The organism is Enterococcus durans, from assembly GCF_002277935.1.
Classification (GTDB): Bacteria; Bacillota; Bacilli; order Lactobacillales; family Enterococcaceae; genus Enterococcus_B; species Enterococcus_B durans.
On record NZ_CP022930.1, the window covers coordinates 781,401 to 795,215 of the forward strand.

The following is a 13,815-nucleotide window of genomic DNA, read 5'->3' on the forward strand; positions in this document are numbered from 1 at the left end:
TCGGGAGGTCCCATTGACTTTTCGACTTATATTTTTTACAAGCGCACTTGTATATTTATTCTATTTATTGATAATACACTTCATCTAGAAATAGACCTTGCGCAGGCACTGTTTCACCCGCTTGCTTTCGTATTTTGTTTTCAAAAATCTCATCGATTTCTGTGACTTGCATTTTTCCTGTTCCGATATCAAGCAAAGTTCCCATGATAATCCGCACCATCTTGTACAAGAAACCATCACCTACAAATGTAAAGTGCAACATTTGTCCTTCTTGTTCGATCGATGGTTCTTGAATCGTCCGAACCGTTGATTTTTTCGTCTTTTTCAATGCCGAAAAACCAATAAAATCATGTGTGCCCTCTAATTTTTGGCAAGCTTCCTTCATTTTAGCAAGATCTAACGTTTGGGGAAAATAAAAACTATGATTGCGTTCGAAAACTGTTGGAATTGTTTCATTCCAGACATAATAGCTATATTTCTTACCTTTTGCGTTGTAGCGTGCATGGAAACGTTCAGGCATTTCTTCGATTTGTTTCACCACGATATCTCTTGGCAGATAGCGATTCAAAAAAGCAAGCATTTCCTGTAGTGCCATCTCCGAGGAAGTTTTAAAGTTTGCTACTTGTCCCCTCGCATGTGTTCCAGCATCTGTTCTGCCAGAACCAATGATTTCGATTGTTTCACCAGTCATCTTTGCTAACGTTGCTTCGATTTTTCCTTGGATCGTTTTATCGTCATCACCTAGCCTTTGCCAACCAGAGTATCGTTTACCATCATATTCGATCGTTAATTTTATGTTTCTCATCTAAATTTATAAGCTCCCTCATGGAATTTTTTATGCCTTAGTCGATTCATCTTATCATTTTGAAACTCAAAATCAAGGTTTTATTTGCAAGATACTTAATATTCCAATCGGCAAATAATTGAAGAAGAAACTAAGTCGTTGCCAGAAACCTAATTGATTCAACAGTGGCAACCGATTCACCCCAGGTATCCTAGCTAAACCGTACCCACTAGCAACTAAAAAGCTAATGATCGTCAACCCCAAAAAAAGCTGACTGAATTGCGTATTTCCCATTGTACGATAAATGAGAAAAACAATTAAGGGAAAGAGTAGGAAACCAGCATAACCGATCCCTGAACCTATATTGTGGACCCAAGTTGACAGATTCCATGAGGATTCGTTCGTATCCACACTGAATAGTCCAGTAAAAATACAGTCACATACCCCATAAAAACCAATAGCTGCAGCTAGTATCAAAGCCAATGGCCTTGATGCCGCTACAAAAGTCTGATACACAGCAGGGAGTGCTAGAACAAAGAAACAGCCTGAAATAACTGACCAAATCAAAAAAGCTTTTCTAACAGGACTGCCCACATCGCCAAAAACACTGATCACTGTGGTCATTTGATTTAATTGAGGATAGAAAAACCCTAAAATATAGGGTGTCAAAAAATCACTCACGACACCTGCCAATAAAAAATAAAAACCATATCTACGTAAAAATTCCATATTCTCCCTCTTCTCGTATCTAAGAAAAACAATCTCAACCAGTTCATTTAAAGATTGCCTTACCTTACTCTATGGAAATTGTATCTAACTATGGAAAATTAGACAAGTTTCACTATATTCAGTTTTAGCTATATCTTTTCTTGAAATTGTTCCTAACAAAAAGGAGCCCAAGCGATTGCCTGATACTCCATTTCATCAAATGCATTAATTTGTTCAACCTCGTTCTTCTCGGTAATCTTTTGGAGATTTGCCTACGATCTTTTTGAATAGTTTAGAGAAATAAGTCGTGTTATTATAACCTATCTCAGCCGATATCTCATTGATATTCTGATTGCTGTGGAGGAGCAGCCACTTTGCCTGTTCGATACGCAAATGATTGAGGTAGGCAGAAAAACTTTTTTTCGTTTCTTTCTTGAATAATTGTCCAAGATACATGACATTCAAATGCAAGTTCTCGGAGACATCTTTCAAGGTCAATGGTTCTTTGAACTGTTCATGTAAAATCGAGATCACTCGCTCAACATTCTCACTATATTTCTTTTGTTTTTGTTGTGCTTTGATCAGAGACAGCAATAATTCATGGAGTTCTTGCACTGTTTTAGCCTGGTTGATGTACTGTATCCCTTTGAAGTATTCCTCATCTTCTAAACTGATCAATTCTCTTTGGATATCCATGAACAGTAAGAAACTAAAATGCCGGATATCTTCTGGCGTCATGACGGCTGTCTGAAACTGCTCAAAAAAATCGGTCACCATCTGTTGTGCTACGTCCAGTTGTCCACTTTGAAGTGAGCGGCTAAACGAAGAAAAGTCAATGGCCTGCTCTTCCGCTGCGGCTTGCTCTGCAAAAAAGATTTGTTGGTCTTTCTCCCCATAAAACTGGTGCAGCTGTAGATTATCCTTTGCATGTTGGTAACTTTCAGGGATCTTATCTGGATCTGCTGTTTCATCCCCTATACTGATGAACCACTCTTGATCGGTACACTGGTTTTGGATAAAACGACAAAATCTTGAAATAGCTGTTTCATTCAGCAACAGCGTAAATAAAAGCATCTCACCGAAATTTCGTTGTGAATAAAAGGACTCTTGCTGATTTCTCAGCCACTCATAGACTGGTTTTTCCATCGTCCGTGGGAGTTGGGCCAATAAAATACGTCTTTGCTCTCCCCCTATTTTTGCTAACAGCTCTTCTTCGCTTGATTCATCAAGTTCCTCGTTGAGCCATTGACTAAAAAGGACTTCTTGATAAATCTCTTGCTGGTTTTTTTGCTCATTTTGTTGATCTAACCGTTGCTTCACTTTTCTCAGGCTGTCACTTAGTTCTGCTTTATTGACTGGCTTCATCAGGTAATTGACCGCACCTAGTTGCATCCCGCTCTTTAGATAATCAAATTCCTGATAACCAGAAAGTATCATAAATTCAAATGTATGGTGTTCTTTTTGTGCCGCTTCGATAAATTCAAGACCATTCATCTCAGGCATCGTCACATCTGTTATGACTAAATCGATTTTCTGGTTTTCTAGTATTGATAGTCCTTGCATAGCATTTTCGGCAGTTGCTACCACTTGAAATCCTAGACTTGGCCAGTCAATGATCTTTTTTAGTCCAGTCAAAATCATATATTCATCATCTACTAATAACACTCGATACATCTTTCTTCCCCTTTTCCTTGAATGTGATAGTAACCGTTAGACCTCCTTCTTTATTTTTTGTCAATCTCATTTGATAACTGCTGCCAAAGCTAGCACGCAACCGCTCATTGACATTTTGTAAACCAATCGATTGGTAAAGTTCGACTTTGGGTTGTGCCAGTCTAGCTTCGATCTCTTCAATGCGTTCTGGTGTGATCCCTTTACCGTTATCCTTGACGACGATCATTACTCGCTGCCCTTCATGAAAGACTTTGACACTCAATGCATTATCAAAACGAGTAAAGTCGATCCCGTGTTTGAAATAATTTTCGATCAAAGGTTGGATCACAAACTTGGGCACTTCGATTTTTTCTAGCTCAGGAGCAAGAGAAAAATGATAGGCAATGCGGTTCGGATAACGCATTTGATATAAATAGACATACTTTTCACAAAAATCCAGCTCTTCTTTTAAACTGATCGTTTTTTCCTGGTTTGTATTGTTCCGTAACAACGCCGAAAATGCGTAAACTACATCAGCTAGTTCTTCGCTTCCTTCACTTAGGGCATACATTCGGATATATTCCAGTGTATTATATAAAAAATGCGGGTTGATCTGCGCTTGCAGTGCACGCATATGCGCATCTTGTTGTTTGATTTCCAATTTATAGATGTCTTCCACAAACTGATTGATACTATCTAGCATTTCATTGATACCGACCGACAGATCCTTCAATTCATATTCTGTCAAAGTAGTATCGATGCGTGTATCCAGATTTCCTTTCGCAGTTTCATCCATTGCGGACATCACGATATCCACTTGTTGCGAATAACGTTTGAACGTGCGGTACAAAAAGTAAAGGAGGACGCCATCTAAAATGATCACTCCAACCACTAAAGGTGCAAGATTTCTGGCAATTGCCTGCCGAACGGACTGGCGATCCAAAGTAGCTAATACTCGATAATCATCTGGCAATCGCTGATAGCGGACAAAGTTGCGCTGATTCAACTCTTCGATCGGCAATGTAGAATTTTTTTGGAGGCTCTTTAGGATCGTCTGCTCTTGCATCGTCAATACTGTTTTCGGCATACCCTTGTCATGGAAAGTATAGAGCCGATTCGTCGTTCCTGAAATCATATACAGCGACAACCCGTTGAAAGAATTCAGGCTTTCCAAGGTAGCGTCAAGTTCTTGTTTATCAAAGCCAACAAAGATACTCCCTACTTCACTCCCACCTTGTGTGATGGACAGTTTAATATAAAATGCATCTGAAAGCTTTGGCGTACCACTGTGAATAGTACCTCCTTTGTTCTCCCTTGATGATTCAAAGTATTCAGGCAGTTGGCTAAAAACGACATACAAAGTACTGACTTCTTCATAATTCACATAGATATCCCGCATTTGATTGGGAAAGGATTGAAAATCTGCTATGTTTTGCTGTTGGTCATAGGCATACATCAAATACTGATCGATGGGTTTGGTCAAGTAAGTGGTCGCATTCTCGATTTTTTCTGAATTTCCGAATAACTGATCTTTGATGATTTTACTTAGGGTAGTTTTGTCGTTCAGTGTCCGACTTGTACTTTGCAGTGCTTCATTCGTCATTTGTTCTGCTTGTGCTTGTGTTTGCATCCAAGTATGGACACTAATGATCCCTGTCGCTAACATCGTCAATAAGATCATGACCAGCGCATACTTTCTCAGCAACCGATTCAACAATGTCCCCTTCGCAAATAAGATACGTAGCTTACTCATAGCTTTCCAAGTGCGTGTCTAACTTTTCACGCCACTGTTTGGTCACCAAGCCGTTCCAAACGGTGAGCAGTCCGATCAAACCGAAAAGAATCAATCCCTTATAATTCCAAGTGATCCAGAAAATGATGCCCCCGCCGATCAATAATTTTAAAAATGCGGGAAAACTAGAAAAACTAGAGACAAAACTTAATTTTAGTAAATTAGGCAGCGAGATTTCATATTCACTATCTAAGATCAAACTATATTGATACGTTGCATAAGCATAAAGCAAGGCAAAAATAAGTACAAAATCGATCACTAAAAACAAGATTCCCTTGATTTGAACGGATAGATACAAATTATAACCAAGCAAAAGTGCAACGATTAAAAATAAACCAAACAACAGATTTCCTCGTTTAAACGATTGCTTGAAAATTTTCCATCCCCGCTTAAACGTAATTTCTTTATACTCAAACTCGTACGTATAAAATAGTTCATTCACAGCCTTGCATGCTGGACCAATCCCTAGAACGATCCCTCCAAGTACTGTGTATGCCCAAAAATATAACGTCAGTTTCATAACGACCCAGACTCTGATAAATAATGTTTCCAATGCTTTCCCTAACATAACTATCCCCTCCAAGAACGACTTGTATTCCTTTTCATTATACAAGAGCAACGTATAAGTAAACCACACTTTTTCTACGATACCCTAATTTATTTTTCTTTTTATAAACGTTTACTTTACTAAAAAATAAGCAGAATCAACCAAAAATCTGAAGTGCAATTTTCGGAAAAATTCTGCTTATCTTTAGGAGCTTAGCACTTTGACTTAGCTTCTTATTTATTTACTTTCTTTTTGAAATGCATCGTATTGTTTTTGCATTTCCGTCAATACTTTGTCATAACCTGCTTTATCTAAAGCATCCATCAATTTAGGTAATGTTTCATCTGGATCAACTGTTCCTGTATTCAAGCCATCCAAATATTGGTTCATGACATTTGAAATGTTACTCATTTCTGTTTTCACGTTATCTGTATTGAAACTGAATCCTAAGATTGGTGATACTTCTGCATCCGCAATCGATTGATCTCTTTTAGCGATCATTTCATCTGTGATCGTGTCTTGTGTGTAAAGGATCTTGTTGTTTCCTGTATTCCAAGCAGACATATGCATATTTGGTTGGTAGCCATCTAGCAATTTGATCTTGTCATTGCCATCTTTCTCCCATGCATCGCCTTCGATTCCCCATACTAAGCCATTCAACAGTTCTGGATCACTGTTTAGTAATCCCAAGAATTCAACTGCTTTTTCTTTGTTTTTAGAGGTATTAGAAACAACGAAGTTTGCCATTTGTGCTTGTGCTGTTGATTTCAATGGTACAGTGATTGCTTTTGAAACCAATTCTTGTTTTGCTGCATTCGTTAAGATCGTATCACCATAATCGTAAGGTCCTTGTGTTTCTCCACGCATCAACCAAGTGTTTCCTTCTAAAGGATAATCTTTGTTGCTTGTTGCAGCATCACTTGGGATCAATCCTTGTTTGTACCAGCTGTGCATCGTACGTAACATTTCGACAAATGATTCATTTTCATATTGATTGATGATTTTTGTTTTATCTCCGTTCAAGTCAACAGCAAACGGTGATACATTTCCTAATGGATAATCGAAATCTCCTTGGACTCTGAACCCTTGTCCAATCGCAAACGCTGCTGTGTTTGGTTCTTTTTCGTGGAATTCTTTCAAGACTTTTTCTGCATCTGCATATGTTTCAATTCCATCAATAGATAAATTGTATTTATCAAGCAACGGTTTATTGAATGTCAATACTTGTTGGGCAAAGACATTCCCGTTAACTGGCATGGCATACAATTTCCCATTGACTAAGTTTCCTTTTATATATGCCTCATCTAAAGAGTCATACGCTTCTTTTGCATATTTTGGTGCTAGATCTGTTAAATCAGTAAATGCGCCTTTTTGAGCGTTCGATACATAGTTATTGGCATAAGCAATATCATAATTTTCACCTGACGAGATGATGACGTTCATTTTTTTCTCGTAATCGCCCCAGCCAATGTAATTGATATTCACTTTCACACCGATTTTATCTTCAATTCTCTTATTTGCGACATCCATCAATTGATCAAAATTATCTGGTTTGTCCCCAATTTGATACATTTGTAGCGTGGTTGAGTCACTTGCATCGGCCTTATCTTTTGAACCTGATCCGCAAGCTGCCAACGTTCCTACCATCAGTGCGGAAACCCCTGTAAAGGCTAGTTTCTTCCATAACTTCATTTTTCTTCCTCCTAAATAAGTTTTTATTTTTTGTTGCATTATTCTTTTACTCCACCAATCGTTAAACCCTTAACAAAATGTTTCTGGAAGAATGGATAGCTGATTGCGATCGGCAATGTTGAGATAACGACGATAGCCATTCGAGCTGATTCTCCCGGAACAGAAGCAAGTCCGCCTGATAATTGACTCCCCGCTCCTGAATTTTGTGTCAAATATTGAATGTTGCTTTGGATCTTCATCAATAAATACTGTAAAGGAACTAATTTATCATCTTGGATGTAAAGCAAGGCATTAAACCAGTCGTTCCAATACCCTAGGGCTGCGAATAAACTAATGGTCGCAATCCCTGGAATCGCTAAAGGTAAAACAATCTGAACGAAAATCCGTAATTCAGTCGCCCCATCGATCCTAGCTGATTCAATGATCGAATCAGAGACTGAACGCTTGAAGAAGGTACGCATCACAATAATATTGAATGGGCTGACCGCCATCGGTAAAATCAATGCCCAGATGGTATCTTTTAATTGTAAAAGGTTCGTCATGACCAAGTAGTTCGCTACCATCCCTGGTGAAAACAGCATGGTGATCAAACAAAAAACGGTAAAGAATCGACGGAATGGAAAGTTCGATCGTGAAATCGCATATGCGTATAACGAAGTTGCGGTACTGTTGATTAACGTTCCTAGTACCGTTACGAGAATCGTCACGAACAAGGCTTGGAAAATCTTATCTTGCATTTGCCCGAAAAGATAGGTATAGCCAAATGTACTGAATTTTTCTGGCCAAAAACTATATCCATTTGTGGATAGTGCTGATTCGTCGGTAAAAGAAATAGCAACAACAAACAGAAATGGCAAGATACAAGAAAGAGCAAAAATTGCAATCAATATATTGGAGAAGAAATTCGCTGTTTTATTAAATGAGCGAATTTGGACTCGTTCAACTTTCTTTTTTTTCATTTTTCTCCCCCTTAGAACAATGCAGATTCGCTATCGAAGCGACGTGCAATCGTATTTGTGATCATCAATAAGATAAACCCTACAACCGATTGATACAGGCCAGCTGCGGCAGTCATCCCAAAGTCACCTGTAGAGGTCAAGCCATTATAAATATAAGTATCCAACACTTGTGTTACATCATAAAGTGCCCCCGAATTTCTCGGAATATTGTAGAACAAACCAAAGTCTGCACGGAAAATGTTTCCGACAGCTAAGATCGTCAGGATCGTCATTAGCGGTACTAATTGAGGCAGTGTCACATGCTTGATCTGCTGCCATTTGCTTGCGCCATCGACCATCGCTGCTTCATAGTAAGTTGGATCGATCCCCATTACTGAAGCAAAGTAAATGATACTGTTATATCCGATACCTTTCCATGTTCCAATAAAGACTAAGATGAATGGCCAATACTTCGGTTCGTTATACCAGTTGATTGCTTCGCCACCATGTCCCGTGATCCATTGGTTGAAGATCCCTTTATCCGGACTCAAGAAAGCGTAAACAAAATAGCTGATAATGACCCACGATAAGAAATATGGAAGTAACGACATCGTTTGATAGACTTTTACTAAACGTTTATTTCTCAACTCACTCATGATGATAGCAAATACAACGGAAATCAATAAGTTTAATAGGATAAATGTCACATTATATAGAACGGTGTTTTTAGTAATCAAGAATGCTTGATCCGAAGAGAATAAAAATTTGAAATTGTCCCAACCGACCCATGGACTCTCTCGTAAACTAGCTAAAAATCCGTCAGCTGAAATATGGAAGTTCTTGAAAGCTACGACATTGGCTAACACGGGGATATAAAAGAAAAAAATCATCCAGAGCATACCCGGGATCGCCATAAAAACTAATGCTTTATATCTCCATAAATTAGCAAAAAAATGATTTAACCCCTTTCTCTTTTTCATCTTAAAACTCCTTTCATGTCATTCACAACGCAATTATAGCGCTTACAAAAATAAGAATAAATAAACAAACTATAGATAAAATGAAACAAATTATAGAGAAACAGTCTGAACAGAAGTGTTTCACTCCAGGAAATAAGAAGGAAATTATGGGAATTGTTGCTGAACGAATACTTGCTAAAACCGATGGATGTGACAACATAGCTAAGTTGATGGTAAAAAAGCAGAACATCAACGATGGCGCTGACATCCTGCTTTTCTCCCTTTATTTATTCTGTTCTTGCAACTGGAGCAATTCAGCTTCTGTCAGTTCTCGGTATTCGCCGTTATCTAATGACCCTGGCAATAGGAAGCCACCCATACGAAGTCGTTTTAGGTAGGTCACTTCTTTGCCGACTGCCTGTACCATTCTTTTTACCTGATGGAATTTCCCTTCATGGAGGATCAAGCGGATAGTTGACGTTTCTTCTTCATGATCGACAGAATCAATGAATAGTTGTGCAGGTAATGTTTGCTCCCCTTTATCAATGACTAGTCCACGTGCGAAACTGTCAATATCTTCTTCTGTCATCACACCTTTGACCTTCGCAAAGTATTCTTTTTCTACATGTTTTTTAGGTGAGAGCAACCGATGGGCCAATTTTCCATCATTGGTGAGGATCAATAATCCTTCGGTATCTTTATCCAAACGTCCTACAGGAAAAAGATCTTCTCGATAATCCTCATCACTTAACAGATCCATCACTGTTTGTTCATAGTTGTCTTGTGTCGCTGAAATGACACCTGCAGGCTTGTTTAATACATAATAAAAATCTTTTTGATAGACTAACGGTTCATCCAGATAAGTGATTTGATCGTCAAATTCCTTCACTTGGAATTTATCACTTTTGATGACTTCTTCATTGACTTTTATTTGTCCTTTTTTGATAAGCACTTTTACTTCTTTGCGACTGCCGATGCCGACTTCTGCTAAAAATTTATCTAAACGCATAGACTCACTTCCATTCTTTCATTGAAAAAGGAGTTAACGATAATGACACGCATGATCTTTAACTCCTTTGAGTGTTTATTTGATTCTTAAACGATGACGTAACCGGATCATGCTTGGTCCTAATAAGCGTTCCGCTAATCGAAGTTTAAGGGCAAGGTAGGCATAGACAAAGCCACCTACTCCTGCAACCAGTAAGATCAACAACAGGGATTGGAACTTGCTTTCTTGGCTCAAGAAGAGGCCGAAAAACAGTTTTGTGATCCAGGCTACAAGTAACATCATCATTGTCAGGATGAAGATCAGTAAGGTTCTTCGCCAAACGAAACTTGGTTTAAAATGAGCGACTTGGTGGATTTTTTTCAAAATCAACGTACATGACACGGCAAAGCCGATCATCGTTGCAAATAAAGGACCATAGACTTCGAATAGACGAATCATTGGGTACTGCAAGACCAGTTTTACGACAAAGCCGATCGCTAAGTAACGGATAGCAGCCGCATTTTCAAACATTCCTTGTAACATATTGGAAACAAGCATATAAAGCCCTAAGAACAGACCGGCAAAACTTGCTTGGATCAATACATGACTGCCTAATCGATCTGGGGTATAAAACAAAGTATTCAGCGGGTAAGATAAAAGCATTACCCCAAACGTCGCGGGAAACATAAAGAAAGAGAAAAGTTGGAGATTCCCACTCGTTAGTTTGGCTAGTCCTCGGTGGTCTTTCAATGTCACCGCTTCTGTGATCAATGGTAATCCGGTAGATGCAATCGATGTCGCTAATGCGATCACAACCATTGTCAGCTTATCAGGGTTTGCACTAAAGATCGAAAAAAGATCCAACAACTGTGCTTTAGAGTACTCGGTAGTGGCAGACATGATTTTGATAAACGTAAACTGATCCACTAGTTTGAAAATCGTTACACCAGAACCCACGATGATAAATGGGATCGCTTCTTTGATCGTATCTACCAGCAATTCTTTCGTTGCGATATTTACTTGATTATTGCTGTACTGCACACGGGCAGAGGAATAGCGTTGGTGTTTTTTCAAAAAATAAAGCAGGACGAGGATACTTGCCACCATTCCGATAAATGCGGCAAATGTCGATTGCGTAACTGCAGTGACATAATCCCCCTTCATGACCTTCATGATGATAAACGTCGTGAGTAACAAATAAAAGATCCGCGCCACTTGTTCAACGATTTGTGAGAGCGCATACGGCATCATTTCCTGATTGCCTTGGAAATATCCACGGATCACACTCATACAAGGAAAGACGAGGATAGCGATACTAAGCGAACGCATCGTCGGAATCAGCTCTTCTCCACCGCCAGAAGCATGTGCCAACCAAGGAGAAGCCACATACATAAATACGGAAAATATGATACCTAAGACACCCATCATCTGTAACGCTCGAATAAACAACTTCCGAGAAGTACCATATTCATTCAATGAGTTGTAACGAGCTGTTTGTTTGGCGATTGCAGCCGGTATCCCAGCCGTAGAAATCAGTAAGAACAATGCATAGATATTGTAGCCCATATTGAATAATCCATTGGCAGCTTTCGCATTTTCGCCCATCCAGGCATACCATGGAATAATATACACAGCCCCAAGCAAGCGAGAAATGATATTGCTGGCAGTCATCCAAGCAGAACCTCTTGCCATCTTCTCTTGTGGGGACAAATCTTCAGTTGCTGATTTTCGTTGAGTATTCATCGATTCGATTCCAACTTTCTACAAAGCATTACCACTATTTTAATTGCAAAAAGCAAAACTAGCAATCTTTTTTGTATGGATTTCCTGACAGCACCTTCAAAATAGATAGCGTTTTCTTATGTCGTTGCTTTTTTATTTTTATATGAAGGAGATAAAATGGAACGTCCGAAAAATCATTTTGCAAAATTTTGAGAACTCCTCGCTACTTTCCTGAAGATACTTCACCCCTCTCGCTTGATTTAGCAGGAGATACAAGTGAATAGTATACCTTCCTCTCCTACCGTCTCTCATCTATCTAGAGAAACTCACTTGTTTTTTCTTGCGGCTACCGTTCGCTATTCGCTACATCCTGTGAATTTTCCTACCTGCCTTTCGTCATTCTAGCAAGTTGCCTTGAATGTGCTATAATGAATCAAGAAATCCAACGAAAATGAAGTGAGGGATGATCCAGTGAACTTCTCTTTAGAAGATGTCCGCAACTTATTATTAAAAGAAAACCTATTAAAAGAATTTGTTTCTGAAAAAGGGTGGCATTTAGACGCCCCTGATCAGTTTACCTTTAGAAAATTAAGCTATGATTCCCGGCAAGTTGATGCCGAGACTTTATTTTTCTGTAAAGGATTAAACTTTAAAGAAGACTATCTAACAAGTGCCGTCTCACAAGGATTGCTGTATTATGTAGCAGAACAACCTTACGAACAGTCGGCAGTCGGCATCATCGTGACCGATATCCGTAAAGCAATGGCGATCCTTTCCATGGCGTTCTACGGCTATCCACAAAATGATCTGCAAGTGATCGGCTATACTGGGACAAAAGGCAAAACCACTGCTGCCTACTTTACTAAAGCGATCCTAGACCATACAACAGCAAATAAAACAGCGTTACTTTCCACGATGAATACAACACTGGATGGAAAAACGTATTTCAAATCTCATTTAACAACGCCGGAATCTTTGGATTTGTATCGTATGATGGCCGAAGCTGTAAAGAATGGGATGACCCATTTGGTGATGGAGGTTTCTTCTCAAGCTTACAAGACACAACGTGTTTATGGACTGACTTTAGATGTAGGGATCTTTTTGAATATTTCACCTGACCATATCAGCCCAATCGAACATCCGACATTTGACGATTATTTTTATTGCAAACGTCAGTTGATCTTAAATTCAAAGCAAGTGATCTTGAACCATGAAAGTGATTATTTTGATTTACTGAAAGAGACAGCTACTGTCTATGGTATTCCTGCCATTGTTTATGGTCGTTCCACACAAGCAGATTACGAAGTCAAAAGTTTAAACGACGGGAGCCATACCTTCCAAGTAATCAATCATCATGGTAACTTAGCGATTGATACAACTTACACAATCAAATTAGCTGGTGATTTCAATCAAGAGAATGCGACTAGCGCGATTATTGCGGCAGCATTGACTGGTGCCTCTGCCACAGATGCGCAACAGGGACTAAAAGAAGCCCGTGTTCCTGGACGAATGGATCAACTTGTACAAAAAAACGGCGCCCACGTTTATGTAGACTACGCCCATAACTATCTAAGTTTGAAAACCTTGCTCGAATTTGCTAAAAAGGAACATCCTAAAGGGAAAGTTATTGTCGTACTGGGAAGTCCAGGCAATAAAGCTATTTCTCGCCGGCATGATTTTGGAAAAGTTCTATCTGAAACAGCAGATATCGTTTTCTTGACCGCAGATGATCCTGCATTTGAAGATCCACAAAAGATCGCAGAAGAAATCAATGAGGCAATCACTAATCCTGATTTAGACGTCCATTATGAAATGGACCGCCCGACAGCAATCAAAAAAGCCCTAGCGAAAAGTACCTCCGCAGATTCAGTTGTCATTGCTGGGAAAGGTGTTGATCCCTATCAAAAAATCAATGGGGTCGATGTTCCGTATGAAGGAGATTACGAGGTCGTCAAACGATTGCTTGAAGAATAAACAAAAAAGAGGTCGAAACAAAAATCGTTTAGGTTTGAGATATTGGAGAGAAAAGAGG

At 39.1% G+C, this 13,815-nt stretch carries 11 protein-coding genes; 1 reads left to right on the forward strand and 10 read right to left on the reverse strand.

All coding sequences use genetic code 11. The features are described from left to right. Positions 1 to 64: 64 nt before the first annotated feature. The 10 genes from truA to CJZ72_RS03820 form a co-directional block, all read right to left on the reverse strand. On the reverse strand, positions 65 to 805 hold the full coding sequence (truA, locus tag CJZ72_RS03775) for a tRNA pseudouridine(38-40) synthase TruA (protein ID WP_081134152.1): 741 nt from the start codon (positions 803 to 805) through the stop codon (positions 65 to 67). A gap of 72 nt (positions 806 to 877) precedes the next feature. Next, entirely contained in the window at positions 878 to 1,513 is a 636-nt protein-coding gene (locus CJZ72_RS03780; RefSeq protein ID WP_081134151.1) for a DUF998 domain-containing protein, read from the reverse strand. A 213-nt stretch (positions 1,514 to 1,726) separates the two neighbouring features. Further along, positions 1,727 to 3,166, reverse strand: a complete 1,440-nt coding sequence (locus CJZ72_RS03785; RefSeq protein ID WP_016177815.1) for a response regulator transcription factor — start codon at positions 3,164 to 3,166, stop codon at positions 1,727 to 1,729. Continuing rightward, on the reverse strand, positions 3,141 to 4,898 hold the full coding sequence (locus CJZ72_RS03790) for a sensor histidine kinase (protein ID WP_081134150.1): 1,758 nt from the start codon (positions 4,896 to 4,898) through the stop codon (positions 3,141 to 3,143). Before CJZ72_RS03790 ends, CJZ72_RS03785 begins: the two co-directional genes overlap by 26 nt. Then, entirely contained in the window at positions 4,891 to 5,505 is a 615-nt protein-coding gene (locus CJZ72_RS03795) for a YesL family protein (RefSeq protein ID WP_081134149.1), read from the reverse strand. The genes CJZ72_RS03790 and CJZ72_RS03795 overlap by 8 nt, the downstream gene beginning before the upstream one ends. Before the next feature lie 216 nt (positions 5,506 to 5,721). Next, positions 5,722 to 7,176, reverse strand: coding sequence for an ABC transporter substrate-binding protein (locus CJZ72_RS03800; protein ID WP_005877944.1), 1,455 nt, complete (start codon positions 7,174 to 7,176; stop codon positions 5,722 to 5,724). Between the two features lie 38 nt (positions 7,177 to 7,214). Next, a complete protein-coding gene (locus CJZ72_RS03805) occupies positions 7,215 to 8,135 on the reverse strand; it encodes a carbohydrate ABC transporter permease (protein WP_005877946.1) in 921 nt (306 codons plus the stop codon). Positions 8,136 to 8,146: 11 nt separating this feature from the next. Then, the gene (locus tag CJZ72_RS03810) at positions 8,147 to 9,094 is read right to left on the reverse strand and encodes an ABC transporter permease (RefSeq protein ID WP_081134148.1); all 948 of its coding nucleotides are present in this window, start codon (positions 9,092 to 9,094) and stop codon (positions 8,147 to 8,149) included. A gap of 262 nt (positions 9,095 to 9,356) precedes the next feature. Next, positions 9,357 to 10,082, reverse strand: coding sequence for a pseudouridine synthase (locus tag CJZ72_RS03815; protein WP_081134147.1), 726 nt, complete (start codon positions 10,080 to 10,082; stop codon positions 9,357 to 9,359). A gap of 75 nt (positions 10,083 to 10,157) precedes the next feature. Further along, positions 10,158 to 11,804, reverse strand: coding sequence for a putative polysaccharide biosynthesis protein (locus CJZ72_RS03820; protein WP_081134146.1), 1,647 nt, complete (start codon positions 11,802 to 11,804; stop codon positions 10,158 to 10,160). A gap of 450 nt (positions 11,805 to 12,254) precedes the next feature. On the opposite strand from CJZ72_RS03820, the gene CJZ72_RS03825 reads away from it, so the two are divergent. Further along, entirely contained in the window at positions 12,255 to 13,757 is a 1,503-nt protein-coding gene (locus CJZ72_RS03825; protein WP_081134145.1) for a UDP-N-acetylmuramoyl-L-alanyl-D-glutamate--L-lysine ligase, read from the forward strand. Positions 13,758 to 13,815: the final 58 nt, after the last annotated feature.